Below are 23,848 nucleotides of genomic sequence, written 5' to 3' on the forward strand. Positions count from 1 at the left end.
GTCCTGGGCTGAAGGAATGGCCAAGGGCTATGCCCTGCGAGGCGAGGATCGCACCGTCGTGGCCGTGGTGGGCGACGGGGCTCTGACGGGCGGCATGGCATGGGAAGCGCTGAATAACATCGCCGCTGAGCCGAATCTGCGCATGGTCATCGTGGTGAACGACAACGGGCGTTCGTATACCCCGACGGTGGGCGGACTTGCGAATCACCTCGCAGGCTTGAGAACGAACCCTCGCTATGAACAGACGCTGTCGCTGGCGAAGCGGGTCATCAACAAGATTCCCCTCGTGGGGCGCCCCTTGTACGACCTCATGCATGGGTTCAAGACAGGAGTGAAAGACGTCGTTGCGCCACAAGATCTGTTTTCGGATCTCGGTATCAAGTACACCGGCCCCATCGATGGCCACGACCTCAGCGCCCTCATCAACCATTTAGAGCAGGCGCGTCAGTTCGGTGGCCCGGTGATCGTGCACACCATCACGGTGAAGGGTAAAGGATTCAAGGCTGCGGAAGAGAATGAGCAGGATCGCTTCCACGCCGTTGGGAAGATTGACGACGTCACTGGCGAGTCGCTCACGTCGTCGGTGCAAGCTACCTGGACGGACGCATTTGCGGAAGCCATGGTGCAGCTCGGGCAGCGCGACCCGCGCGTCGTCGGGATCACGGCCGCCATGCTGCATCCCACTGGGCTCGCGCGGTTTGGTGCGGCGTTTCCCGATCGGATTTTCGACGTCGGCATCGCTGAGCAACACGCCCTTACGTCGGCGGCGGGCCTCGCGCGCGCAGGACTCCACCCAGTGGTGGCGCTGTACTCCACCTTCCTCAATCGTGCCTATGATCAGCTGCTCATGGATGTCGCACTGCACGGGCTTGGTGTCACCATTGTGCTGGATCGCGCAGGCGTCACCGGCACAGATGGCCCCAGCCACAACGGCATGTGGGACGTGGCGATGGCCGGTATCATCCCAGGGCTGCAACTCGCAGCGCCCCGTGATCAGCGCCGGCTCGAGCAGGCACTGCTCCGGGCGGTTACCGTCGACGATGCCCCCACCATCATCCGATACTCGAAGGAGAAGCTTCCCGACACCATCGTGGAGGTGGCACATCGAGGGGAAGGGGTGTCGCGTGTTGACGTGATCAGCGCAGATCGCGACGCCCGCACCCTGATTGTTGGTTATGGACAGTTCGTTGGGCTCGCTGCCCAGGCCGCGCAGCTACTTCGCGCACAGGGCGTTGGTGTCACTGTCGTGGATCCGTTGTGGGCGCTGCCCGTGAGCCCGGAGCTCGTTGGGCTCGCGAACGAATTCGATCATGTCATTACCATCGAGGACAATCTCGTCGAGGGAGGCCTTGGCCATCGGCTGCGTTCGCGTTTGGCGGAAGCGGGCATCACCACCCCGGTGTCTTGTTTCGGCATCCCGCAGAAATTCCTGCAACATGCGAGCAGATCGCAGATCCTTGCCAAATTGGGCCTCACGCCACAGGGCATCGCGCACGCGGTGCTTCCGAAGATTGTGGATACCCTAGCCGAGGAGTTCGTCGATCAGCCCAGCCAGTAGATCTGCTTGCCAGGGGCGCATACCTGCCTCCAGCAGGTCGCTTTGGCTGGGGACACCCTCCCAGATAGCGCGCCGCAAGGCGGCTGGTGGGGCCAGCAGGCTGGCCTGAATGCCGATTTCACAGGCAAAATCATCAATGGCCGGACGGGCGACGCGCCACCGTTCGGCTGCTTCTCCGTCGACGCGTTCCCACGTTTTGGGGTGCGGAATGCTGCCAGGCATGTGGAAGCGTTTCGGCGGGTATTCGTTCGCGCTGAGCGCGTTGAAGCGCTCGACTGCGTTGGCCCAGCGGGTGAAGTAACGGCGCCCGGGATGTTTGGTGAACCCCTCAAATCGTCGCAGTGTATCGGGAGTAACAACGCGATCCTTGCCCGCAGCAACGCCGGCATCGACGAGCGCCGCATCGGGAAGGATATGCGTGGGAGGACGATCGCGATGCTGGGCGATCTCGTCGCGTTCATGCCACAACTCGCGAACGAGGGCCAAGCCACGCGGGTAGCGCACAGCGGTGATGTGGGACGTCTTCCGCCACGGATCCACGCGAGCCTCCGGCGCCTTCGCGAAGGCGCCGAGCTCCCACTGGAACTCCTGCTCCGCCCATTCACGGCGGTGCGCCTCGCGCAGCTGCGCGTCAAGTGTGCCACGCAGCTCGGCCAGGAAGTCCACATCCAGCGCGGCGTAGGTGAGCCAAGATTGCTTGAGGGGCCTCATCGCCCAGTTGACGGACGAGTGGGCCTTCCGCAGTTCGATGCCGAGCTCTGCCGCGAGGATCGCACCTAGCGCAACGCTGGGTTTGCCAAGCAGCCGAGCGGCAAGCTCCGTGTCGAAGAGACGCTCAGGTACGACACCACAATCGAACATCGACGGCAGATCCTGCGACGCGGCATGGATTATCCATTCTTCGTTGTCAGCGCATTCGACAAGTTCGGCCAGCTGGGTGTTGTCGAAGCAAGTTGGATCGATGAGCCACGTGCCCGCCTCACCTCGCCGGATCTGCAGCAAGTAGGCGCATGGCCAATAGCGGTACCCATGGGCGCGCTCCACGTCGAAACCGACGGGTCCACTCGCGCGGGCAAGTGAGTCGAGGCACCGGCTGAGGGCTTCGTCATCTGCGACGACGGGACGCAGCGGCTCTCGGGGTTCGTCGACGAGTGTCATCGGGTTCTCAGTGGCGAGATGCCGGCCGGTAGTGGAGGTTCGCCGGCCACCAGTCCTAGGAGGTCTTGCCAGGCGAAGAGGTGGCTGGTCAGTGGATGTTGCGCGTCAAGGAACGGTGTCCACGAGGAGCGAAGTTCAACCTCGGCGCGATCTGGCTCATCGGCCATTTCCCCAAACGACCTCCCATACGAGGCCGTCACGGTGCCGGCGAGGAGGGACGCATCGCAGTCGTTGTCCTCGAGAGCCTCGGTGAGCCAGGCCCAGGAAATATCGGGGAGGAGCGGATCTGCCGCCATTTCGAGATCAACCTCTGAGCGAACGTACGACACGAGACGAAACGTACCTTGCCAGGCTTCATTTCCGGCGGGATCATGCAGCAGAATCAGCCGCCCAGAACTGACGGCGTCGTTGCCGACGCTCAGCTTGCCCGCGATCGCCAGGGAATGAGGGGCGATGCGTTGGGGCGAGCCGATCTCGTCGATACTCAGCTCGTGTCGCCATTGCATGCGACGAAACTCCTCTACGGCGCGATGAAACGCATCCGGGGCGAGCTTCGTAACCTTCGACACGCAGGCGACTCTACGTGCCGAGGCTTCGCGACGTGGCTTGCCACGCCGCGAAACGTGTCACTTCGGTTCGAGAGTGAGGCAGACGGAGTTGATGCAGTAGCGCAGATCCGTTGGGGTGTCGTAGCCCTCGCCTTCGAACACATGGCCGAGGTGGGAATCGCAATTCGCGCACCGTACCTCCACTCGAGGGCGGCCCGGAATGCTGTGATCTTTGAGGTAGCGTACTCTGTCTTGCGCCAGCGGTGAGAAGAAGCTGGGCCATCCGCAGTGGGAATGAAACTTTTCGCTGCTCGTAAACAGCTCCGCACCGCACGCTCGGCACGAGTATGTGCCTTCGGTTTCCGTATCTGTGTACACGCCAGTGAAAGCCCGCTCCGTGGCTGACTGGCGCAGCACTTGGTACTCCAGTTCGCTCAGGCGCTCACGCCACTGCTCATCGGGTAACTGAAACGGTGCGATGTACGGCTCGCTCATGGTGAGCAGTGTAGTTCAGCGACCAAAGCTCTCGCGGGGGCTGAGGAAATGGTAGTCGTCGTCCACGGTGACGGGCTGAGGGCTGCCGTCGAGCAACTCCATAGCCCCAAACGCATATCTCGCCAGGATGAGCTGGCTGAGGTGTCGGCTGCCGCTGATGGGGGCGGTGACCGCGAGGGCTCCTGCCTGCTGGGCGCCGAGGGCGTGGGCGCGGTACGAGGGGCCGGGCGAGAGGAATGCTCCACCGACGGCGATGTATCGACGTCCTTGCGCGCGTAGCGCGTGGACCGCCGCGGCGGTGGCCGCACCGTCGCCTTCCTCAATGGCGAGTTGTACGGGCAGGCGGTGGTGGGCTGACCATTGGCGAGCACGTCGGGCGAGCAGCGCTGACCCGCGCGCATCTCCACCGATACGTCCGACGAGCACAAGTCCGTCGAGTTCCAACGCTGAGCGACGCTGGAGGGCGTCGCGAACCAGTTCGTCTAAGATGTTGAGTAGCTCGGATGCGGGGCCGATCGGGCGCGACACGACGGCGCGAATACCAGCCGCCTCCAGCGCTACGGCCGCACCGTCGAGTTCACTGGCGTACGACGTTGCTGAGCGGAGGTCGAGTGGCACGAGCACCGCCTCCTCGACGCGCTCGTCAAGGAGCCGGCGGAGTACAACGTCCAGGGTGGGGTGGGCGCCCAGCTCTACGAAATGGATGTTGAGGTCGGGACGACGCGAACGCAACCGCGACTCGATGGTGTGGAACGCCTCGCTGACTTCGGGGAAACCGGAGGTGGTGTCGGCGAGGATGACTGCGGGTGCTGCCATCTCCGCCTCCTACCACGCGCTCACTATGGTGGGTGATGGCGGGTTCGAACCGCCGACCTCTTCGGTGTGAACGAAGCGCGCTACCACTGCGCCAATCACCCAGCGACGGTTCACTTTAGCGCATTTTCGGCCATGTCTACCATTTGGCCCCCCGATGGGCGTGGTGGAGCGCCGGTCGAGGGCCGCGATGCGCCCCAAATTCTGGCCGAGTTGGCCAACGATTTGTGTTTCGCGAAAAGGGTGCGCTAGTGTTCTCAACGCGTCAGGGACGCAGATGTGTTTCTGGATTGCATGCGGACGTGGCTCAGTTGGTAGAGCATCACCTTGCCAAGGTGAGGGTCGCGAGTTCGAATCTCGTCGTCCGCTCGGAGAAGTCTCTCCCAATCCCCAAGGGGGAGGGCCTCCATCGGTGGTGGAGTGGCCGAGAGGCGAGGCAACGGACTGCAAATCCGTGTACACGGGTTCAAATCCCGTCTCCACCTCGGGCGGTTGGCGCAGCGGTAGCGCGCTTCCTTGACACGGAAGAGGTCGCCGGTTCAAACCCGGCATCGCCCACCAGGCTGCGCTCGAGGTTCGCACCGTGGCGTTCGCTGTGGGTTACCGCACAAGCCTGCCTGTGTGACGGGCGCGACAGGGGGAGGGAATCGTTCATGTCACACCAGCCGTTGCTGCTGCTCGACGTCGACGGAGTGCTTAATCTTCAAGTACCCGCATCCATGCGTGAGCATGCCAAGCACGAGTTCGATGTGGTGCGGACGGTTCCAGACACCGATCTGCGCGTGTGGGTCGGGCGTTACGGGCCGTACTCGATTCACTGGCGTGAGAATATCGCCGACGTCGTCAAGCCGCTCACCGACGTGTTCCGAATCGTTTGGTGCACCACCTGGCAGGACGCAGCAAACCCATTCTGGCTACCCAAACTTCGCCTCCTGGGGACGCTTCCGGTCATTCCATTGGAATGGGAGCCCACCACCGATGGCACCTGCTGGAAAACTTCCCAGGTGGCTGCTTGGTTGGAGAAGCATGGCGGGGTAGACCCTGTCGGAGTGTGGTTCGATGACGACGTCTCCGTGCGTGATCAAGAAAGCCTGCCGGAGGGGGTGCTCCCCATCCCCGTCGATCCTCGCACTGGTCTGACCGACGGCCTTGTGGCGCAGGCGCTCGCTCATGTTGGTGCCATCACTGCCGAATAATCTTCGTCGCGTCTACCGTACGCGACTAGGGTGAAGCCATGGATATCACGAAGAACGAGGCCCGATCTCGCTATGAGATGCAGCTCGACGGTAAGACCGTCGGTGTGATCGACTACATCGTCGAGGGTGACGTCGTGGATCTCCCACACACAGGCGTAGAACCCGCGCACGAGGGCAAAGGATACGCAGGGAAGCTGGCGCACTTCGCGCTGGAAGACATCCGGGCCCAGGGAAGGCGCGTGCAGCCGACCTGCCCGTACATCGCGAACTACATCGATAAGCACCCGCAGTACAACGCACTGCTGGCGGAATAGGGCACAATAGCGGTTGGCATAGCGCCAACGACGAACGGATACCGAGGAGAGCATCATGAGTGGCGTCATCACCGTGCACCGCGACGACAAAGCGAGCAATGTGGAACTGACGGCCACCACCACCGGTCTCGACTTGTTCGGTGACGACCGCACGATTGTCGCGATGCGCGTGAACGGCGAGACGCTCGACCTCCAACGTGAACTGCACGACGGCGACACCGTCGAGCCCGTTGCCATCGACTCGTCCGAGGGTCTTTCCATTCTGCGGCACTCCGCGGGGCACGTCACCGCGCAGGCGCTGCAGGATGTGTTCACCGAAGCCAAACTGGGTATCGGCCCTCCCATCATCGACGGCTACTACTACGACTTCCAGTGCGAACCGCTGACGCCTGAGGACCTCAAACGCGTCGAGAAGAAGATGCAGCAGATCGTGAAAGCGAAGCAGCGGTTCGTGCGTCGCGAAGTATCCGACGACGAAGCACGCGCGGAGCTCGCGCATGAGCCCTTCAAGCTCGAACTCATCGAAGACAAAGGGTCTGCGGGTGACGAGGACGGATCGAGTGTCGAAGTGGGCGCTGGTCAACTCACCATCTACGACAACGTGAACCGTGACGGCTCCGTCGCGTGGAAAGACCTCTGCCGCGGGCCGCACATTCCGCACACCGGATACATCCCTGCCTTCAAGCTGATGCGCTCCTCTGCCGCTTACTGGCGCGGCGACCAGCGCAACGCCAGCTTGCAGCGCGTATACGGCACCGCGTGGGCGACGAAGGACGATCTTAAGGCATACGTCACCAGGTTGGAGGAAGCCGCCAAGCGTGACCACCGCAAGCTCGGAACGGAGATGGATCTCTTCAGCTTCCCTGACGAGATTGGCTCCGGCCTCGCTGTGTTCCATCCGAAGGGTGCCATCGTGCGCATGGAGATGGAGGACTACTCGCGCAGACGCCACGTTGAGGAGGGCTACCAGTTCGCGTACACCCCGCACCTCACGAAGGCACGGCTGTACGAAACCTCCGGGCACCTCGAATGGTACGCCGACGGCATGTACCCGCCAATGCACATGGATGAGGAACGCGACGCCGAAGGCAACATCACCAGGCAGGGTGTGGACTACTACATGAAGCCCATGAACTGCCCCATGCACAACCTCGTGTTCGCCGCCAGGGGGCGCTCGTACCGCGAACTGCCACTGCGCTTGTTCGAGTTCGGCACCGTGTACCGAAATGAAAAGTCGGGCGTGGTGCACGGCCTCACCCGAGCACGCGGATTCACGCAGGACGACGCGCACATCTACTGCACCCGCGAACAGATGCGCGACGAGCTCGCCTTCCTCCTGAAGTTCGTACTCGACCTGTTGGTCGACTACGGTCTCGACGATTTCTACCTCGAGCTCAGCACCAAAAACCCCGAGAAATTCGTTGGTGGCGACGCCATCTGGGATGAGGCCACCGAGGTATTGCGTGAAGTAGCCACCTCCTCCGGGCTCGAGCTCGTCGACGATCCGGGCGGCGCCGCCTTCTACGGCCCGAAAATCTCGGTGCAGGCGAAGGACGCCATCGGCCGCACATGGCAGATGTCCACCATCCAGCTCGACTTCAACCTCCCCGAGCGCTTTCAGCTCGAGTATCAGGCTGCCGACGGCACCCGCCAGCGTCCGGTGATGATCCACCGTGCGCTCTTTGGGTCGATCGAGCGGTTCTTCGGCGTGCTCACCGAGCACTACGCAGGCGCCTTCCCCGCGTGGTTGGCCCCGGTACAGGTGCTGGGCATCCCCGTCGCAGGTGAATTCGAAGAGTACCTTCGCCAGATTCTCAACCGTCTCCGCGAGGAGGGAATCCGAGTGGAACTCGACGCCTCTGACGACCGCTTCGCGAAAAAGATTCGCAACGCGCAGAAGGAGAAGGTGCCCTTCATGCTCATTGCTGGCGGCGAAGACCGCGACGCGGGCGCTGTCTCGTTCCGCTACCGCGACGGGTCGCAACGCAATGGGGTGCCCGTTGACGAAGCCGTACGCGACATCGTCGAGTACGTGCGGGCGCGCAACAACGCGAACCCGACGGCGCAGGCATGAGCGAAGTGAACGTCGAAGATCTAGGCGCGCACCCCGGTGTGCCGGATGCGTTTCAGCGTCTGTGGACGCCGCATCGCATGGTGTACATCGACGGCGAAGGAAAACCGACAAACCCGGAGGAGTGCCCCTTCTGCACGATCCCCGGGAAGCTCGATGATGAGGGGCTGATCGTGCGGCGCGGCGCGCACGCATTCGTCGTGATGAACCTTTTCCCGTACAACCCTGGGCATCTGCTCGTGTGCCCCTACCGCCACGTGGCCGCGTACGTCGATGCGACACCCGAGGAGACTGCTGAGATCGCGGAACTCACGCAGCAAGCCATCCGTACGCTCACGAAAGTGAGTAGCCCAGCAGGGTTTAACGTCGGTATGAATCAGGGCGATGTCGCCGGCGCGGGCATCGCGATGCACCTTCACCAGCACGTGGTGCCGCGCTGGCAAGGCGATTCCAACTTCCTGCCCATCGTGGGGCGCACCAAGGCTGTGCCGCAGTTGCTCGATGATGCTCGCCAGCGGCTGGCGGAGGCGTGGCAGGCCTGAACGTGAACCGCACGGATCTCCTGTGGACGCTCGGCAAGTACCTTCCTCGGCGTGGTGCTGACGCATTCGCCAAGCTTGCGGCCCCGATCGCGTCGCTGCTGAGGATGTCTGCGGTTGACGCGTGGGCCACAAGCGTGGCCCGCGCCACCGGCAGCCTGCCCACCAGGGGGATGCGCCGTCGGCTCATTGAACATTGGGTTCGCAACAACCTCTGGTCGCTCAGCTTGGAGCGCTGGAGCGATGCGGAGATCCATCGGGTTGCGCTTATTGCCGACGAGCACGTCGAGCGGCTTCGTAGCTCGCTCGCCGGTCCAGGGTTGGTACTCGCGCTCCCGCATATGGGATCGTGGGATTTCGCCGGTACGTGGTGCGCCCGCATCGGCATTCCAGTGGTGAGCGTTGCCGAGCGGCTTCCTGATGGAATGTACGAGCGTTTCCACGCGGCCAGGGAAGGCATGGGGATGAGCATCTTCCCCGTGGACCAGCCGCGTCTGCTGCCCGCACTTGCCGACGAAGTCCGCGCTGGCAAGATGGTGTGCTTACTCGCCGACCGCGACCTGTCCTCCCACGGCATGAAGGTTCCGTGGCCGGATTCGACGGAGATGATTTCCGTGCCGCCCGGGCCAGCCCTGCTGGCGCGCCGAACTGGTGCCGACCTTCGCGTGGCGACGACGCATTTCGCTGGCGGAAGACTCGGCATGACGGTGTCGCCGCCCATCACTGGAGACACTCCCGACACGCTGATGCGCGGGGTAGTGGCGCACTTCGCCGAGGGTGTTCGTCGACACCCAGAATCCTGGCTCATGCTCCGTGAGGCCTTCGTATGAAGATCGGGATTGTCTGCCCGTACTCCTTCGATCAACCCGGGGGTGTGGGAACGCATGTGCGAGGGCTCGCCCACTGGCTGCGAAAGCAGGGCCATGAGGTACTGGTGGTAGCGCCAGGTACCGGATCGCCTGAGCCGGGGGAGGTGCTCGTCGGCGACTCGGTGCCTCTTCGGTTCAATGGATCGACGGCGCACCTCGCGCTGACGAGGGCGCAGGCTCGGCGGGCGATCTCCGTACTGCGCGAGGCCGATGTGGTGCACGTCCATGAGCCGTTAACGCCTGGGCTCGCCTTCGCGGTGGCGAGGAACTGCCGGCCGCTGGTGGTCACCCACCATGCAAAGTTCGCGCCCGGCCCCCTTGCTTCGGTGTTGCGGATGCGCTCTGCCATGATTGGACCGCGCGTGTCCATAGCGGTCTCCGATGGCGCAGCCGCCACAGCCTTGGCGGCGACGGGGAACCGTCCCGAGGTGATCCCCAACGGCATTATTCTCCCCGACGAGACGCGCAAACCGTCGCCGAGTCTGCCCGTCGTGTTGTGCATTGGACGCAGGGACGATGCGCGTAAGGGCTACCGCGTATTCGAGGCGATGGCAGAGCGCATGTCGCACGAAGCGCGATTCGTCACCCTCGGCCCGGGACGGATGTCTTCGCCTCACGTAGCCGAATACGGCACCGTCACCGAGGTTGAGCGCGACGCGTGGCTGCACGAAGCGAGTGTCCTGGTAGCGCCCAACACCTTTGGGGAATCGTTCGGCGTGATCCTCGTCGAAGCGCTTTCCCATGGGTGCGGGGTAGTGGCATCGGATTTGCCCACGTTTCGCGCGGTAGCTGACGATCCGCGATGTACAAGCTGGTTCCCTCCGGGCGATGTAGAAGCCGCAGTCGCCGCGCTCAGGCAGCGCTTAGCGATGGGGTCTGACGCGTCAACAGCAAGGACGCTAGCCGCACGCTACACGTGGGAACGCATTGGGCCGCGTGTCGTCGCAGCCTATGAACAAGCGCGGGCCCAGTAGAATGGGACGCGTGACGGAGCAACGCTGGGACACCGACCGCGTGTTCACTATCCCCAACGTGTTGTCGTTTCTGCGCCTGGCCGCCATCCCAGTATTCGTATGGTTGATTCTCGCAGGCCATTACCTGGCTGCGGTGATTGTGCTGGCGGTGTCGGCTATCACGGATTGGTTCGACGGCTACCTCGCCCGCACATTGCGCCAGCGCACCAAGCTTGGCGCGCAGCTCGATCCCATCACTGATCGTCTCTATATCTTGTCGACGATCATCGCGTTCATGGTGCGAGGCATCTTCCCTTGGTGGTTCGTTGCGATCTTGCTTGCCAGAGACCTCATGCTGCTGCTACTTGTGCCGTCATTGCGACGCAGTGGGCAGACGTACCTCCCTGTGAATCTCATCGGTAAGGCGGGTACCTTCACGCTCCTGCTCGCCTTTCCGGTCGTGCTGGTCTCGGCTCCAGAAGCTTTCAATTTCCAGGTGGCTTATGTGCTGGGTTGGGTGATCGCCGTCGTTGGGGCAGGCCTATATTGGGGCGCCGGCTTGCTCTATCTTCGAGAGACAGTACGTCTATCCCGCGCCCGGCGTGCCGAGGTGAGCCGCTAGATGGGGCGTGCGCCAGACGAATCCATGAGCCTTCTGCGTACGCTTACCGAAGGTGCGCTTGAGCCGGAGTATCAATCGACGCCGGCCCCTCGTCGCAGGCCTGTCGTGTCGTTTATTACCGTGGCCCTGATTGTGTCGTTGCTGACGTACGCGCTGGTCCAGACCTTCACGAGCCGCGACGTGCGGGCAGCGGAGCGATCAGCGCTGCTGGCTGAGGTGACAGACGCACAGCAGCACCACAACGCTCTCGAGCAACGCACCCGGCAGCTCGAAGACGACATCCGCGAGCTCCAACTCACACACTTGGACGACCCACAGGCCCGCGCGCAGCTGGCGCAGGTAGAATTGATCAGCGGCGCCGTCGCGGTGGAGGGCCCGGGCGTTGTGGTGACCGTCGACGACGCCCCCAACGCCACCGGCACGCAGGGGCGCGTACTCGACTCGGACCTTTCGCAGCTCGTGTCCGGATTATTCGAAGCCGGAGCAGAGGCCGTTGCGGTGAACGGCCGACGAATCACCTCACGCACACCGATCCGTTCCGCAGGTGCGGCAGTGACCGTCGATTACGTGTCGCTGAGTCCGCCGTACCGCGTCGAAGCCATCGGCGATCCGAGCCAGCTTCCCGCGCGCTTCGCCGCGACGCGCGCATCCAACTGGTGGCAGTATCTCGTCATGAACTACGGCCTTACACTGGACTTCACACAGTCCGACGGTGACCTACGCTTGCCAGCAGACCCCGGTTTGGGTGTGACGTTGGCGAAAGGAGACTGAGTGTTCGCAATCCTTGGGCTGGCCGCCGGCGTCGTGGTGGGGTTCCTGCTGCAGCCGACGCTGCCGCCGATGCTCACCCCCTATTTTCCCATCGCGATCGTCGCCGCGCTCGACGCAATTCTCGGCGCCACACGCGCTTACCTGGAGGGCGTCTTCAGTGATCGCGTGTTTCTCGTGAGCTTCCTATCGAACGTGCTCATCGCCGGACTCATCGTGTTCATTGGCGATCAGATCGGCGTCGGCTCGCAGCTGTCTACGGGCGTCGTGGTGGTGCTCGGCATTCGTATCTTTACCAACGCAGCGGCGGTGCGGAGGGCTATCTTCCATGCCTGAGGTCGATCCAAAGCTGGATGAGCGCGCCGACACGCCGCAGCGCACTGCCTCTTCCCGCCAGTGGCTCAAAGATTTCCTCCGGCCATCGAGAGGTCAAGCCATCGCAGGGGTGGTGCTATTTGTGACCGCGCTGATGGTGACGTGGACGGTGCGTTCACAAGACGCACAGCCTGAGTTTGCCCAAGCCCGCCAGGAAGATCTTGTGCAGCTGCTCGACACAGTGACGAGCCAGAACCGGGCGCTCGAAACCGAGCTGCGGGAATTGCAATCGAACCGCGACGAGCTGCTCAGCGGTGCCGATAAAGCCCAATCAGCTCGGGAAGATGCTAGACGACGCCTCGAGCAATTGCAGATTCTCGCCGGAACTATCCCAGCCCACGGCCCCGGTATCCGCATCGAGATCTCTGCTGAGGCAGGGAAATTGACACCAGAACTCATGTTGAACGCTGTGGAAGAACTGCGCGACGCCGGTGCAGAGGTGATCGAGATCAACAACCAGGTACGGGTTGTCGTCGACACTGCATTCACCGTCGCCGACGGTGGCGCGTTGAAAGCCGGTGGCCAGACGTTGACGCTACCGCTGACACTCGAAATCATTGGCGACCCCGTCACCTTGGAGGCGGGCGCGCGTTTTCGAGGTGGCCTCGTCAGCCAGGTGGAAGGCCCACGCGTAGGGGGCACCGTCAAGATTGCTCAGTTGCATGAGGTGCGTATCGATTCGGTGGTGGAACCTCGTCGATATGAGTTTGCCCGACCCCGATAAGGTTGCGTGCGATAGGGTTGACATCACGACACGCAACGAAAGGGACTGGGATGAGGTGCATCAAGTGCGGCACGGAGTGCGCTGAGACTGCGAGGTTCTGCAGTCACTGCGGAGCTCAGCTCGAGCCCTCTTCAGACACGACGTCGACGTTCGCGGCGATTGACGTGCCAACCGACTACGGATCTCCTTCTTCGGTAGGCGACGCAGCGAAAGGCCTAGCGCCTGGCAACGCACTACTGGTTGTGCGCCTTGGCACCGGCGACGAATCGCGGTTCCTCATCGACGCCGACGTCACCACCGTGGGGCGTCACCCCGAATCGGACATCTTTCTCGACGACATCACCGTCTCGAGGCATCATGCTAAATTCGTACGGGTCGACGGGAATCTGTTCTTAGAAGATCTCGGCAGCCTGAACGGCACCTACATCAACCGCACCCTGATCGACGGACGGGCACAGATCCGCGCCGGTGACGAAATCCAAATCGGTAAGTACCGGGCCATGATCGTGCTGGGTGATCCTGGGGCCGCCTAATGGCTTCCGGTGCGCGCACCATCGGACGCGTTCTTGAGATGATCCGGGGAGAATTTCCCGATATTTCGGTCTCCAAGCTGCGATATCTCGAAGCCGAAGGGCTCATTTCGCCAGATCGGCAGCAACCCTCCGGCTATCGACGGTTCAGCCAAGAAGATATCGACCGCCTCCTCTACGTGCTGCGTGCGCAACGCGACCGCTACCTGCCGCTCAAGGTCATTCGTGAGGAACTGGAAGCGCTTGATCGCGGAGAAGACCCGACCACGGTTGTGCACGAGTCAGACGAGCGTGCAGAAGCCGGCCCTGCGCCTTCACGTCCGCACACCCGTAGTGCCCCAAATGGCAGTCAGCTGCTCAGTAGACGTCAGCTGCTGCAGGAATCCGGGCTGGGCGAGGCGTCGCTGATTCACCTCGAGCGCATGCGCTTGATCGAGCCACGTCGGGGCACCGCCTTCTATGGACGTGAGGCAGTGGCGGTCGCCGTCACTGCCAAACGCCTCAGCCACTATGGGGTTGACTTGCGCCAGATGAAGGTACTCCTGCAAGCCGCCAGCGCCGAGGCCGCCTTTGTGGAACAAGTGCTCGAACCGTTTCGCCGACGTGGCTCGGCGCCCAATGAGATCGTCGTCGACGTGTACCGCGTCGTTTTGCAAGCCCACGCCGCATTGCTTCATGGACAGATAAATGGATGACTTTGACCAATTCGACCGCCAGATGGTGAACCTCGAGGTTCTCGGCATCAGAGTGTTGGGCGGCGACGATGCACCCGTGCTCCTGCTCAACGAACCACCAGGAACGATGCTGCTGCCCATTTGGATCGGACACGTGGAGGCAGCCGCAATCGCGCTCCAACTCTCGGACGAGACGAACGTGCAACGTCCGCTCACGCATGATCTCCTGGCAAACGTCATCGCCGAGTTTGCGGGTGAGGCTGCGGGGCGGGTCATCATCACCCACATGGACGAGGGCCTGTTCTATGCGCGTATTCGGGTGCTTGACCTTGACCTTGACGCACGGCCTAGCGACGCGGTTGCGCTGGCGTTGAAGCTCGGCTGGCCCATCCAGTGCCCGCGCACGCTCATGGATCAAGTTGGGGTTGAGGTTGATGAACTTCCCTCCGACGAGGTCGACGAGTTCCGCGCCTTCTTGGATTCCGTGAACGCTGACGACTTCTCCGACGGGGATCATGCCTAGTCAGAGCGAGAAAGAATGAAGAATGGGACGGCCTGCCGAGGCTCAAAATCGGAGTAGGATGTATGCCATTGCTGAGACATGCGACGAAGGTAGTCGGCGTGTCTAGGTAGGTACCGAGTACGAGGGCGGATAGCGTTCAACGCAGGCGTTTGGAAAGAGGAGACCGTGGCCGAGCTTCAGGACACATTGTTCGAGGGGGATTACTCCCCGCTGCCTAGTGACCAGGGCTTTCGTGGTCCGGTCGCGCATAAAGTCGCTGGCATTACCTACCGTCAGCTCGACTACTGGGCGCGCACGGGGCTCGTCGTGCCGTCAATCCGGCGCGCCGAGGGCTCCGGCTCGCAGCGCCTCTACTCCTTCCGCGACATCCTGCTGCTACGCGTGGTGAAGCGCTTCCTCGACATCGGTATCTCCCTGCAACAGATTCGCGTCGCCATTGACCACTTGCGCTCGCGCGGAGTGGAAGATGTGACTGAAGTCACCCTCGTGAGCGACGGCTTTAGCGTCTTCGAAGTCACCAGCGCCAACGAGCTCTTCGACCTGTCCAAGGGTGGCCAGGGCATGTTCATGATCTCGGTGAGCTCCGTATGGAAAGAGATCGAAGGAACCCTGCTAGCGCTACCGTCAGAACGCGCAACAGACCAGCAGCTCGATCATCCGGGCGACGAACTCGCCGCCCGGCGCAAAGCTAAGGCAGGCTAGGAGCCTCAACAGTGAAGAACACCATTCAGAAGATTCTGAGCTGGCCGCCAATCGCACACGCGATGGCGGCCAATAGTCGCTTCGGAGCACGTCTCGGCCCTCAGTTTGCTGGAGCGATCACCTACTTCTCAGTGCTGTCCATCGTGCCGATCTTGATGTTCGCTTTCGCGATGCTTGGCATGATTCTGACGGTCTTCTATCCGGAACTGCTGGGCCAGGTGCAGCACCAGATCAACGCTGCACTCTCCGGCTCCGGCGATGCCGCTGAATCGCTCACCACCACTATCGACCAAGCCCTCAATAACTGGAAGGGAATCGGAATCGTCGCCATCTTGACCGCCGGTTACTCTGGTTCCGGATGGGTGGGGAACCTCAAGAAGGCCGTGCGAATGATGTGGCGGGAGAACCCCGTCGACGAAGACCGCAAGCCCAATCCGGTGCTCGATATTTTGCAAAATATCGCCATTTTCCTCGGCCTGCTCGTCACGCTGCTGCTCGGCATCGTCGTTGCGCAGGCCGGCTCAAGCGCGTCGGGGCTCGTCGTCGAATGGCTTGGCTGGGAAGAAGTGCCCGGCATCAGCTTGCTGATGCGGCTCGCCACCATTGCGATGACGCTGGTGGCATCCTGGTTGCTGGTTGCGTTTTTGTTCCTCACGCTGCCCGACCCGAAGGAGCGCGCGAGCTGGAGGACCTGGTTGATTGGCGTCACCATCGGAGCGGTGCTCATCACGATTCTGCAACAGCTCGTTGGCACATTGATTAGCGTGTTCTCCGGGAACGCAGCAGCGGCAGTATTTGGTTCCCTCATCGTGATGATGCTGCTCATGAACCTTCTGGCGACGGTGATCCTGATGGTGGCTGCGTGGATTGGCACCGACGCGAGCCGACGCCAGGACAGCCGCGTTGAGCACGCTCGCGCCGCCGAGATGGCGGCCTCGCGTTCCGCAGTGGCGTTGGCGTTTGCGGATGATGTTGCCGAAGGTCCTGCCACGGTGCACCAGGACGTCGCCGAGCGCGGTGTGCGGGCCGGGCTGGGAGTCGGCTATGTCACGGGTGCTGCGACGGGCCTGGGAGCAGGCGCCTTGATCACCGGGCTCGTAGCGCTCATCACGCGCCTGTTTCGCCGCTGAGCGTCCAACTATCCAGTAACGCTGAGGGGATGGGTCCGCATGGGCCCATCCCCTCGATGTCGCACCCGCGACGCGTCCTCGTCGGAGTCAGTGCGCGGTGGCAGCCTCCGGGAAATCCTGCCCGATGGAGGCCAGGAGATCCTTGTACCACTGCTGGTTGATGTCGAAGGCCTTGCCGCCTGCGATCCGGTCGAACGCGATGGCGGAGAGCACGTCGCCGTTCTCCTCGTCCTGCCCGATCACGCCCGACTCACCGCGCAGTGCACAATCAACGGCGAGATCGGTGCACTGCTTGATGAGGTCGAGGTCTTCCTGGTTGGCAGCGGCGGAGCGGGAGTAGTAGCCCGACTTCTGCACCATAACCTTCTCAGCCTTCAGCAGCTCAGCGAACTGGGAGCCGAACCATGCTCCCGGGTTCACCTTGTCGAGCTTCACGTGGCCGAAGGGGTCGCGTGGCACCTCTTCACCGGCGGCTTCCATCTCGGCGACGATCGAGTCAAGGCCCGCACCTTCGGAGAGGAAGATCGTGACGTTGCCCACCTCGTCCATCACCTTGTTGAGGCGCTCGGCCTCCTTGGCGATGTCGATATGGCCCTCGGGGACGAACACTGCGTGGATGTCCCAAGCCTCCTTCGACAGGCCGATTTCCGGCAGCCACTGCTGTTCGTCGACCCACTCGTGGTACTTCTGTGCGGTCGCAGCGGTGAGCCAACCGCAGTGGCGGCCCATGACTTCGTGGACGATGAGCATGCGGGATCCGGAATTGTGCTCCGCGACGATGTTCTTAGCGAAACGCGCTCCCATCTCGGCGGCAGTCCATGCCCCCAGCGACTGACGGATCGGGATCACATCGTTGTCGATGGTCTTCGGAAGACCGACGACGGTAAGACCGTAGTCGTGCTTCTTCAGGTAGGCCGCGAGATCCGCTGCGGTGGTGTTGGTGTCGTCGCCACCGATGGTGTGCAGGACGTCAACGCCGTCTTCCACCAGACGGTCAGCCGCAACCTTGAGCGGATCGTCGCCCTCTTTCACCAGGCCGCGCTTCACCAGGTCTTTCGCGTTGGTGAGTTTGACGCGGGAGTTGCCGATGGGGGACCCACCATAGCGGTGTAGCAGGCCGGCGTTGGCGCGCACCTCGTCGGTGACAACGAGGAAGTCGCCTTGGAGGAGCCCCTGGTAGCCGTGGCGGTAGGCGATGATTTCAACCTCGGGAGCAACCTTCGTGTACTTCTCGATAAGTCCGCCGATGGCGGAGGAAAGACACGGAGCGAAACCACCCGCGGTCAGAATGGCGACTTTCTTGACCATGAAGAGTCCTTTCGTGTTCGAACAGTGAGTCGTCCCCACCATATTGCACGTTGTCCACAGCTGGCGCATGGGTACTCGAGTTGCGCCCCATCTCCTGAGATGATGGGCGCATGCGCAGTCAACGAGGTCTTGCTCCTGCGGTGGAGGCCGCCGTGATCATCCCTGGGCTGGTGCTGCTCGTCGGGCTCGTCGTCGTGCTCGCGCGCATCGTCATGGCTCAGCATGATCTCAATGCGATCGCGGGCAACGCCGCCCGAGCCGTCTCCATCGCCCGCGACGCGGCGCACGCGCGCACGTCCGCTGCCGCGCTCGTGGAGGAGCAGCTCGAAGGGGAAGGGTTGCGGTGTGAACACACTCGCGTCGACATTGATGCCGCGGGCCTTCGTTCTGCGCTCGGCAGCGATGCGACGGTGAGCGTCACCGTCGAGTGTGCGGTGTCCATGGCGGATGTGCTGCTGCCAGGCGTACCAGGCTCGGTGACCGTGCGTGCACATGTGGAATCGCCAGTCGACAAGTTCCGTGGGCGGTAAGCTCGCGGCATGGAGCGAAAATTTGGCAAGTTCATGGTTTCTGCATTGGGGTTCGGCGCCATGCCGCTGTCGTTTGGCGAGACGTCGGATGACCCGTCACAAGTGATTCACGCCGCACTCGACGCTGGTATCACCTTGATAGATACGGCCGACATTTACGCACCGAGCTGGGATCAGATGGGCCACAACGAACGACTGGTGGCAGAAGGCCTGCGCAGCTACGACGGTGACACCTCGCGCGTCGTTGTGGCCACCAAGGCAGGGATTACTCGCGCGGAGGGCGAATCTTGGGGGAGATGCGCCACACTCGATTACTTGCGAGGCCGTGCTGAGGCCGCATGCCGCAACCTGGGTGTCGAACAGCTCGACCTGCTGTATCTCCACCGGCCCGACAGGTCGCTCACCTACGCAGAGTCGATTCGAGCGCTGCAGCAGTTGAAAGCCGACGGGCTCACCGCCGAAGTCGGCATTTCGAATGCCAACGTCGAAGAGATCGAGATCGCACTTGACGTGCTCGGTCCCGGAGAGCTCGCCGCGGTGCAAAACGAGTTTTCACCCTGGTTCCACCATACGAGCAAGCCGGAAATGGAGCTGTGCGCCCGCGAAGGAATTGCCTTCGTTCCGTTCTCACCGCTGGGTGGAACCGGTGGTGGCGCAAAGCGGCTCGACCAGCGCTTCCCGGCGATCCGTAACGCCTCGCAACAGCTGGGGATCAGCCCGCAGCGAGTCACGCTGGCGTGGGAGATGTCGCTGGGAGAGCACGTCATTCCCATCCCAGGCGCATCGCGCGTCGCATCTATCACCGACTCGGCAGCGGCTCTGCACGACACCGTGCCCGCAGAGGTGCTCGAAGCGATCTCGGCGGAGGTGTTCTGATGTTGGCGCGCTACTACGACGTACACCCTCGAAACCCCCAGCCACGCACCATCGCGCAGGTGGCGACGCTGCTGCAGGAAGGCGGCCTCGTCGTGTACCCGACCGATTCGGGTTTCGCGCTGGGCACGATGCTGGGCAACGCGGAGGGAATTGAACGCATCAAAGCCATTCGGCAGCTCGACGACAAGCACAACTTCACGCTCGTCGTTGACGAATTCGCCAAGCTTGGCCACTACGTCGAAATGGACAACTGGGTGTTCCGAGCCATCAAGGCGGCCACGCCAGGCCCGTACACCTTCATTTTGAAGGCCACGCGCGAGGTACCGAGGATGATGCAGAACCCAAAGAAGCGCACCGTTGGTGTACGCATCCCGGCGCACACCACCTCGCTGGCGCTACTTGAGGCGCTGGGCGCGCCATTGGTGAGCTCAACGCTGCTCCTGCCTGGCCTTGAGGAGCCTCCCACCGAGGGTTGGGAAGTGAAGGAGTTACTGGAACATCAGGTGGACGTCGTGCTCGACTCCGGCGACGTCGGGCTGGAGCCCACCACCGTGGTGGACATGACAGGCAGTGAGCCCGTGGTGCTTCGTCGAGGAGCGGGGGACACCGGCAGGTTTGAGTGAGTGTTCAGTTGTCGTCTTGGCGCGTGAACGGGATCGCGCCCTTGTATCGCATGGGCTCCCCTCGGGAGTATTTCGCGGGGGCTTCCAACGCACCCAGGAGGGCCAAGACGAAGTACACCGCGCTCACGAGAGCGAGGTAACCGCTGAGCGAGCCGGTGAGGAGCCCAGCGCCAGCGGCGAGAATCATACGAGTGATCCCCATGTTCATCGTCTCACGCAGGTGCTGGTCGTACAGAGGTTCCTTGCCTTTGTCGACGAAGAAGAACACGACAGATGCGATGGGGAAGAACACTGAGAGCCAGGTGTTGAGCTTGTGCATCGTGAGGTGGGCCTGCCGCTCGGGCGGAACGGCGAGCGCTCGATTCGCAGGCACGGGCAACGTACCGTGGTGGGCGACGAAGGGATTGTCGAACGAACCTGTGTAATAGTTTCCCCCACCTGCGCCGTAGAAGGGGGATTCATCTGCCTGCGACGGCCCATTGGCATAGCGCGATCCGTTGAACGGATTCACAGGATTTGTTACCGGCTGCGGAGTACGTTTCGCCCGCTGGGTGGAGGACCGAGACGCCTCGTCTGGCTGCGGCAATCCATCAGCATCGGGAACGCTGTCGTCAATGTCTCGGTAAGGGTCGTACTCAGTCATATCCACTCCTTGGCGCTGTCTCCCAGTGTAGGGGAGGGGAACCGCTATGCTTCCGAACGTGCAGATAGGCTTTGATCGCGAAAAGTACCTCGCTATGCAGTCCGAGCACATTGAGGCTCGAAGAGCGCAGTTCGGCGGAAAACTCTACCTCGAGTTCGGTGGGAAACTCTTCGACGACATGCACGCCTCACGTGTGCTGCCGGGGTTTACCCCGGATAACAAGATCGCCATGTTGGAGACGATGCGTGACGACGTCGAGGTCGTGGTCGCAGTGAGCGCCAAAGATATTGCGACGAAAAAGCAGCGCGCTGACTTGGGAATCCCCTATGAAGAAGACGTGCTGCGCCTCATCGACGCCTTCCGGGAGCGCGGGCTGTTCGTCGGCAGTGTGGTGATCACGCAGACGACGGAGGACAACGCTCCCGCCCGCGCGTTTCGCCGCAAGCTGGAGCGCCTCGGCCTGCGCGTGTACCGGCACTATCCCATCAAGGGGTACCCGCATGATGTGAAGCACATCGTCAGCGAGTCTGGGCTCGGGCGCAACGACTACATCGAGACGGAGCGCGACGTCGTCGTGGTGACGGCGCCGGGTCCGGGCAGCGGGAAGATGGCGACGTGCCTGTCGCAGCTCTATCACGACCACCAGCGTGGCATCACCTCCGGCTACGCAAAGTACGAGACGTTCCCCATCTGGAATCTGGCTCTCGACCACCCCGTCAACATCGCCTATGAGGCCGCGACGGCTGACCTCGACGACGTGAATCTCATCGACCCGTACCACCTCGCCGCCTACGGTGAGCAGTGCGTCAACTACAATCGTGATGTTGAGGTGTTTCCAGTTCTCAACCAGCTCTTCGAGAGCCTGCTGGGGGAGTCGCCCTACAAATCGCCCACCGACATGGGGGTCAACATGGTGGGCTTTTGCATCAGCGATGACGAGGTGTGTCGCCACGCCTCCCAGCAGGAGGTCATCCGACGGTGGTACAAGGCCGTCGTCGAAGAGAAGGCCGAAGCGCTGGAGCCCGACGCGTCGGAGAAGATTGCGTTGCTCATGACCCAGCTGGGCATCACCGTCGAAGACCGTCCTGTCGTCGTGGCAGCGAACAACCGGGCTAAGAGAACGAAGAATCCGGCGGCAGCCATGGAATTGCCTGACGGAAGGATTGTCACAGGTAAAACGTCCGCGCTGCTCGGCGCTTCGTCGGCGATGCTCATCAACGCGCTCAAAGCCTTGTGTGATATCGACGACGACATCGACCTGCTCTCACCGGAGTCCATCGAGCCGATCCAGTGGCTGAAGACGGAAGTGTTGGGTTCGCAGAACCCACGGCTGCACACCGATGAGGTGCTGATCGCGCTGGCGGTGAGCGCCAAATCAGATCCGAACGCGGCGCTGGCCATGGAGGGGCTCCAGCGGTTGCGTGGATGCGACGTGCATGAGAGCGTCATCCTCGGTCCTGTTGACGAGAACATCTTTCGTCAGCTCGGCATTCATGTGACTACCGAGCCCGTGTACCAGACGAAAAAGCTGTACCGAAAGCGCTGAGCAGACAGCATTTGATCACAGTTTGGCCACAACGCCATCGTGCCCTTGCGCGCGAGAAGTGCATGTGATTATGATCGTGTAATCGATTCCACGCAGGGTTGCTGGAGAGCAAGAGGAGTTGCAATGACGAACTATGGCAAGCACGGATCTAGCTTGCGAGACCTTCCCCGGCTGCGCGACACGAAGCGTCGACGGGTGTCTTCCTACGACGTGACTGGTGGCAATGAAGACCGCATCACGCTCGAGCCGGGCGAGACGGTCGAGTTCGCCAACATTGAGGGCGCTGGGTCTATCAACCACATCTGGATGACCGTCGCACCCAAGTTCCCCCCGGGTCCAGAAACAAAGGACAACGCCTACATGCGCAAGCTCGTGCTGCGTGCGTACTGGGACGGCAACGATCACCCCAGCATTCTGGTGCCGTTGGGGGATTTCTTCGGCATGGGGCACGCTCGCACGCGGAACTTCTCGTCGCTGCCGCTACAGATGAGCCCGCAGGACGGAAAATCGCTGAACTCGTTCTTCCACATGCCCTTCGCCGATGGCGCACGGTTCGAGATCACCAATGAATCCGAAGAGCTGGTGATCTGGTTCTACTTCTACATCGACTACGAAGCCTTCGATGAGCTCGAAGAAGGGCTCGGGCGCTTCCACGCATCCTGGCATCGTGAAAACCCCACCGACGGCATCGAGCAGGGAGAGCTCACCAACCCTGAGTACCTGTTCGAAGGCAAGAACACCACGGGTGACGGTAACTACGTCATCCTCGACGCCAAGGGCCGCGGTCACTACGTCGGTTGTGTGTTCAATGTGACGAACCTGCGCCACACGGAAGACTGGAACTGGTACGGCGAAGGTGATGACATGATCTTCGTCGACGGTGAGTCCTGGCCGCCGAATCTGCACGGCACTGGCACTGAGGATTACTTCAATACGGCTTGGTGCCCCTCCGAGGAATACAATGCGCCCTACCACGGCATTACGCTGCCCGGTGGCGAAAACTGGGCCGGTCAGATTTCCTACTACCGCTTCCACGTTGAAGATCCGGTCATGTTCCAAGAGTCCATTCGAGTAACTATTGAACACGGCCACAACAATCACCGAAGCGACGACATTTCATCGGTAGCATATTGGTACCTCGACGGCGTGGATGAAACACTCACCCTTCCTCCCGTTGAAGAACGTATGCCTCGACTTGGTTAATAACTTGTCAATGAGCGAGCAATGCTGCTGCGCTATTGCGAAATAATGAAAGAAGGAGATCAATAATGACCTACGAAATCAATCGTCGACGCCTCATCGGCGTCGGAGGAGGGCTCGCCGCCGCGTCGACGCTCGCGGCTTGTGGCTCTAGCACGCCAGGTGAGTCTGCGGGCAAGGGCGGCGGAGATGCCGCAGGGAAGACCGTCATCAAGTTCTGGCACCGCACGTTTACCCCCGTGGAGAACGAGTGGTACGCGGACATCGTGAAGAAGTTCAACGAGTCACAGGACAAGATCAAGGTCGAAGACGAAGAGATTCCTGCAGATGCATGGGATCAGCGCGTGACCTCTGCGCAGGCTGCAGGTCAGATGCCAGACGTCTACACCCACTCCGCCTCGATTAGCGAAGCCGTCAACAATGGTCAGCTGCACGAGCTCAACGAGATTGTGGGCGAGGATAAGCTCAAGGAAATCCTCGATTCGGCGATGCCGGTTGCCGCGATCGGCGAGAAGTACTATGCCTACCCATTGCTCCTTGAGCCTCAGACCGTCTTGTTC

General features: G+C 62.0%; 28 protein-coding genes and 4 tRNA genes. 25 read left to right on the forward strand and 7 right to left on the reverse strand.

Features of this window, described 5'->3' with window-relative positions:
- A partial coding sequence (locus Q0X61_RS07960) for a 1-deoxy-D-xylulose-5-phosphate synthase N-terminal domain-containing protein (RefSeq protein ID WP_297742015.1) occupies window positions 1-1,558 on the forward strand: 1,558 nt, incomplete at its 5' end.
- Here Q0X61_RS07960 and Q0X61_RS07965 read toward each other — a convergent pair.
- The 5 genes from Q0X61_RS07965 to Q0X61_RS07985 all read right to left on the reverse strand — a co-directional run bounded on the left by Q0X61_RS07965 (window position 1,523) and on the right by Q0X61_RS07985 (window position 4,676).
- The gene (locus tag Q0X61_RS07965) at window positions 1,523-2,716 is read right to left on the reverse strand and encodes an HRDC domain-containing protein (RefSeq protein WP_297742016.1); all 1,194 of its coding nucleotides are present in this window, start codon (window positions 2,714-2,716) and stop codon (window positions 1,523-1,525) included. The genes Q0X61_RS07960 and Q0X61_RS07965 overlap by 36 nt on opposite strands.
- Entirely contained in the window at window positions 2,713-3,285 is a 573-nt protein-coding gene (locus tag Q0X61_RS07970; RefSeq protein ID WP_297742017.1) for a DUF3000 domain-containing protein, read from the reverse strand. Before Q0X61_RS07970 ends, Q0X61_RS07965 begins: the two co-directional genes overlap by 4 nt.
- 57 nt (window positions 3,286-3,342) lie before the next feature.
- Window positions 3,343-3,759, reverse strand: coding sequence for a peptide-methionine (R)-S-oxide reductase MsrB (gene msrB / locus Q0X61_RS07975; protein ID WP_297742018.1), 417 nt, complete (start codon window positions 3,757-3,759; stop codon window positions 3,343-3,345).
- Between the two features lie 15 nt (window positions 3,760-3,774).
- Window positions 3,775-4,575: a sirohydrochlorin chelatase gene (locus Q0X61_RS07980; protein ID WP_297742019.1), complete on the reverse strand. Its 801-nt coding sequence runs from the start codon at window positions 4,573-4,575 to the stop codon at window positions 3,775-3,777.
- A 26-nt stretch (window positions 4,576-4,601) separates the two neighbouring features.
- Window positions 4,602-4,676, reverse strand: a tRNA-Val gene (locus Q0X61_RS07985).
- A gap of 192 nt (window positions 4,677-4,868) precedes the next feature.
- On the opposite strand from Q0X61_RS07985, the gene Q0X61_RS07990 reads away from it, so the two are divergent.
- The 18 genes from Q0X61_RS07990 to Q0X61_RS08080 all read left to right on the forward strand — a co-directional run bounded on the left by Q0X61_RS07990 (window position 4,869) and on the right by Q0X61_RS08080 (window position 16,562).
- Window positions 4,869-4,941, forward strand: a tRNA-Gly gene (locus Q0X61_RS07990).
- Between the two features lie 45 nt (window positions 4,942-4,986).
- Window positions 4,987-5,057, forward strand: a tRNA-Cys gene (locus Q0X61_RS07995).
- Window position 5,058: 1 nt separating this feature from the next.
- Window positions 5,059-5,133, forward strand: a tRNA-Val gene (locus tag Q0X61_RS08000).
- Between the two features lie 92 nt (window positions 5,134-5,225).
- Complete coding sequence (locus Q0X61_RS08005; RefSeq protein WP_297742020.1) at window positions 5,226-5,768, forward strand: HAD domain-containing protein; 543 nt, start codon at window positions 5,226-5,228, stop codon at window positions 5,766-5,768.
- Window positions 5,769-5,806: 38 nt separating this feature from the next.
- Window positions 5,807-6,082, forward strand: a complete 276-nt coding sequence (locus Q0X61_RS08010) for a GNAT family N-acetyltransferase (protein ID WP_297742021.1) — start codon at window positions 5,807-5,809, stop codon at window positions 6,080-6,082.
- Window positions 6,083-6,137: 55 nt separating this feature from the next.
- Window positions 6,138-8,156 carry a threonine--tRNA ligase gene (gene thrS, locus Q0X61_RS08015; RefSeq protein ID WP_297742022.1) on the forward strand — a complete coding sequence of 673 codons (2,019 nt, stop codon included), beginning with the start codon at window positions 6,138-6,140 and terminating at the stop codon, window positions 8,154-8,156.
- Window positions 8,153-8,695 (forward strand): HIT domain-containing protein, encoded by a 543-nt coding sequence (locus tag Q0X61_RS08020; protein ID WP_297742023.1) that lies wholly within the window; start codon window positions 8,153-8,155, stop codon window positions 8,693-8,695. The genes thrS and Q0X61_RS08020 overlap by 4 nt, the downstream gene beginning before the upstream one ends.
- Complete coding sequence (locus Q0X61_RS08025) at window positions 8,683-9,522, forward strand: hypothetical protein (protein WP_297742024.1); 840 nt, start codon at window positions 8,683-8,685, stop codon at window positions 9,520-9,522. Before Q0X61_RS08020 ends, Q0X61_RS08025 begins: the two co-directional genes overlap by 13 nt.
- A complete protein-coding gene (locus tag Q0X61_RS08030) occupies window positions 9,519-10,535 on the forward strand; it encodes a glycosyltransferase family 4 protein (protein WP_297742025.1) in 1,017 nt (338 codons plus the stop codon). Before Q0X61_RS08025 ends, Q0X61_RS08030 begins: the two co-directional genes overlap by 4 nt.
- Before the next feature lie 10 nt (window positions 10,536-10,545).
- The gene (locus tag Q0X61_RS08035) at window positions 10,546-11,136 is read left to right on the forward strand and encodes a CDP-alcohol phosphatidyltransferase family protein (protein WP_297742026.1); all 591 of its coding nucleotides are present in this window, start codon (window positions 10,546-10,548) and stop codon (window positions 11,134-11,136) included.
- A gap of 24 nt (window positions 11,137-11,160) precedes the next feature.
- Window positions 11,161-11,907: a DUF881 domain-containing protein gene (locus tag Q0X61_RS08040; RefSeq protein ID WP_297742027.1), complete on the forward strand. Its 747-nt coding sequence runs from the start codon at window positions 11,161-11,163 to the stop codon at window positions 11,905-11,907.
- Window positions 11,908-12,240 carry a small basic family protein gene (locus Q0X61_RS08045; protein ID WP_297742028.1) on the forward strand — a complete coding sequence of 111 codons (333 nt, stop codon included), beginning with the start codon at window positions 11,908-11,910 and terminating at the stop codon, window positions 12,238-12,240.
- Complete coding sequence (locus Q0X61_RS08050; RefSeq protein ID WP_297742029.1) at window positions 12,233-13,003, forward strand: DUF881 domain-containing protein; 771 nt, start codon at window positions 12,233-12,235, stop codon at window positions 13,001-13,003. The genes Q0X61_RS08045 and Q0X61_RS08050 overlap by 8 nt, the downstream gene beginning before the upstream one ends.
- 50 nt (window positions 13,004-13,053) lie before the next feature.
- Window positions 13,054-13,536: an FHA domain-containing protein gene (locus Q0X61_RS13400; protein ID WP_367270723.1), complete on the forward strand. Its 483-nt coding sequence runs from the start codon at window positions 13,054-13,056 to the stop codon at window positions 13,534-13,536.
- Between the two features lie 38 nt (window positions 13,537-13,574).
- A complete protein-coding gene (locus tag Q0X61_RS08065) occupies window positions 13,575-14,228 on the forward strand; it encodes a MerR family transcriptional regulator (protein WP_367270724.1) in 654 nt (217 codons plus the stop codon).
- Window positions 14,221-14,730, forward strand: a complete 510-nt coding sequence (locus Q0X61_RS08070) for a bifunctional nuclease family protein (RefSeq protein ID WP_297742031.1) — start codon at window positions 14,221-14,223, stop codon at window positions 14,728-14,730. The genes Q0X61_RS08065 and Q0X61_RS08070 overlap by 8 nt, the downstream gene beginning before the upstream one ends.
- A gap of 129 nt (window positions 14,731-14,859) precedes the next feature.
- Window positions 14,860-15,432 carry a MerR family transcriptional regulator gene (locus Q0X61_RS08075; protein ID WP_297742040.1) on the forward strand — a complete coding sequence of 191 codons (573 nt, stop codon included), beginning with the start codon at window positions 14,860-14,862 and terminating at the stop codon, window positions 15,430-15,432.
- An 11-nt stretch (window positions 15,433-15,443) separates the two neighbouring features.
- The gene (locus tag Q0X61_RS08080; protein WP_297742032.1) at window positions 15,444-16,562 is read left to right on the forward strand and encodes a YihY/virulence factor BrkB family protein; all 1,119 of its coding nucleotides are present in this window, start codon (window positions 15,444-15,446) and stop codon (window positions 16,560-16,562) included.
- 87 nt (window positions 16,563-16,649) lie between these two features.
- Here the strand turns inward: Q0X61_RS08080 and Q0X61_RS08085 are convergent, their stop codons facing one another.
- A complete protein-coding gene (locus Q0X61_RS08085) occupies window positions 16,650-17,870 on the reverse strand; it encodes a pyrophosphate--fructose-6-phosphate 1-phosphotransferase (RefSeq protein ID WP_297742033.1) in 1,221 nt (406 codons plus the stop codon).
- Between the two features lie 110 nt (window positions 17,871-17,980).
- On the opposite strand from Q0X61_RS08085, the gene Q0X61_RS08090 reads away from it, so the two are divergent.
- The 3 genes from Q0X61_RS08090 to Q0X61_RS08100 are packed head-to-tail and all read left to right on the forward strand — an operon-like array spanning window position 17,981 to window position 19,899.
- Window positions 17,981-18,400 (forward strand): TadE/TadG family type IV pilus assembly protein, encoded by a 420-nt coding sequence (locus Q0X61_RS08090; RefSeq protein ID WP_297742034.1) that lies wholly within the window; start codon window positions 17,981-17,983, stop codon window positions 18,398-18,400.
- Between the two features lie 9 nt (window positions 18,401-18,409).
- Window positions 18,410-19,276, forward strand: a complete 867-nt coding sequence (locus Q0X61_RS08095) for an aldo/keto reductase (RefSeq protein WP_297742035.1) — start codon at window positions 18,410-18,412, stop codon at window positions 19,274-19,276.
- Between the two features lie 2 nt (window positions 19,277-19,278).
- Window positions 19,279-19,899: an L-threonylcarbamoyladenylate synthase gene (locus Q0X61_RS08100; protein ID WP_297742041.1), complete on the forward strand. Its 621-nt coding sequence runs from the start codon at window positions 19,279-19,281 to the stop codon at window positions 19,897-19,899.
- Between the two features lie 4 nt (window positions 19,900-19,903).
- Here Q0X61_RS08100 and Q0X61_RS08105 read toward each other — a convergent pair whose 3' ends face one another.
- Window positions 19,904-20,542 (reverse strand): DUF4870 domain-containing protein, encoded by a 639-nt coding sequence (locus tag Q0X61_RS08105; protein ID WP_297742036.1) that lies wholly within the window; start codon window positions 20,540-20,542, stop codon window positions 19,904-19,906.
- A 58-nt stretch (window positions 20,543-20,600) separates the two neighbouring features.
- On the opposite strand from Q0X61_RS08105, the gene Q0X61_RS08110 reads away from it, so the two are divergent.
- The 3 genes from Q0X61_RS08110 to Q0X61_RS08120 form a co-directional block, all read left to right on the forward strand.
- Window positions 20,601-22,088, forward strand: coding sequence for a DUF1846 domain-containing protein (locus Q0X61_RS08110; protein ID WP_297742037.1), 1,488 nt, complete (start codon window positions 20,601-20,603; stop codon window positions 22,086-22,088).
- Window positions 22,089-22,211: 123 nt separating this feature from the next.
- Window positions 22,212-23,291 (forward strand): glycoside hydrolase family 172 protein, encoded by a 1,080-nt coding sequence (locus tag Q0X61_RS08115; RefSeq protein ID WP_297742038.1) that lies wholly within the window; start codon window positions 22,212-22,214, stop codon window positions 23,289-23,291.
- Window positions 23,292-23,356: 65 nt separating this feature from the next.
- Window positions 23,357-23,848: ABC transporter substrate-binding protein (locus Q0X61_RS08120; RefSeq protein WP_297742039.1), on the forward strand; the 492-nt coding region annotated here is incomplete at its 3' end.

Origin of the sequence: uncultured Tessaracoccus sp., from assembly GCF_947255005.1 — a bacterium.
Taxonomy (GTDB): domain Bacteria; phylum Actinomycetota; class Actinomycetes; order Propionibacteriales; family Propionibacteriaceae; genus Arachnia.

What these genes read in the sequence shown, in the direction of transcription:
- Q0X61_RS07965 (WP_297742016.1), bottom strand. Translation starts at nt 2,716, where the DNA reads ATGACACTCGTCGACGAACCCCGAGAGCCGCTGCGTCCCGTCGTCGCA.
- msrB (WP_297742018.1), bottom strand. Translation starts at nt 3,759, where the DNA reads ATGAGCGAGCCGTACATCGCACCGTTTCAGTTACCCGATGAGCAGTGG.
- Q0X61_RS07980 (WP_297742019.1), bottom strand. Translation starts at nt 4,575, where the DNA reads ATGGCAGCACCCGCAGTCATCCTCGCCGACACCACCTCCGGTTTCCCC.
- Q0X61_RS08005 (WP_297742020.1), top strand. Translation starts at nt 5,226, where the DNA reads ATGTCACACCAGCCGTTGCTGCTGCTCGACGTCGACGGAGTGCTTAAT.
- Q0X61_RS08010 (WP_297742021.1), top strand. Translation starts at nt 5,807, where the DNA reads ATGGATATCACGAAGAACGAGGCCCGATCTCGCTATGAGATGCAGCTC.
- thrS (WP_297742022.1), top strand. Translation starts at nt 6,138, where the DNA reads ATGAGTGGCGTCATCACCGTGCACCGCGACGACAAAGCGAGCAATGTG.
- Q0X61_RS08020 (WP_297742023.1), top strand. Translation starts at nt 8,153, where the DNA reads ATGAGCGAAGTGAACGTCGAAGATCTAGGCGCGCACCCCGGTGTGCCG.
- Q0X61_RS08030 (WP_297742025.1), top strand. Translation starts at nt 9,519, where the DNA reads ATGAAGATCGGGATTGTCTGCCCGTACTCCTTCGATCAACCCGGGGGT.
- Q0X61_RS08040 (WP_297742027.1), top strand. Translation starts at nt 11,161, where the DNA reads ATGAGCCTTCTGCGTACGCTTACCGAAGGTGCGCTTGAGCCGGAGTAT.
- Q0X61_RS08050 (WP_297742029.1), top strand. Translation starts at nt 12,233, where the DNA reads ATGCCTGAGGTCGATCCAAAGCTGGATGAGCGCGCCGACACGCCGCAG.
- Q0X61_RS13400 (WP_367270723.1), top strand. Translation starts at nt 13,054, where the DNA reads ATGAGGTGCATCAAGTGCGGCACGGAGTGCGCTGAGACTGCGAGGTTC.
- Q0X61_RS08065 (WP_367270724.1), top strand. Translation starts at nt 13,575, where the DNA reads ATGATCCGGGGAGAATTTCCCGATATTTCGGTCTCCAAGCTGCGATAT.
- Q0X61_RS08070 (WP_297742031.1), top strand. Translation starts at nt 14,221, where the DNA reads ATGGATGACTTTGACCAATTCGACCGCCAGATGGTGAACCTCGAGGTT.
- Q0X61_RS08085 (WP_297742033.1), bottom strand. Translation starts at nt 17,870, where the DNA reads ATGGTCAAGAAAGTCGCCATTCTGACCGCGGGTGGTTTCGCTCCGTGT.
- Q0X61_RS08090 (WP_297742034.1), top strand. Translation starts at nt 17,981, where the DNA reads ATGCGCAGTCAACGAGGTCTTGCTCCTGCGGTGGAGGCCGCCGTGATC.
- Q0X61_RS08095 (WP_297742035.1), top strand. Translation starts at nt 18,410, where the DNA reads ATGGAGCGAAAATTTGGCAAGTTCATGGTTTCTGCATTGGGGTTCGGC.
- Q0X61_RS08105 (WP_297742036.1), bottom strand. Translation starts at nt 20,542, where the DNA reads ATGACTGAGTACGACCCTTACCGAGACATTGACGACAGCGTTCCCGAT.
- Q0X61_RS08115 (WP_297742038.1), top strand. Translation starts at nt 22,212, where the DNA reads ATGACGAACTATGGCAAGCACGGATCTAGCTTGCGAGACCTTCCCCGG.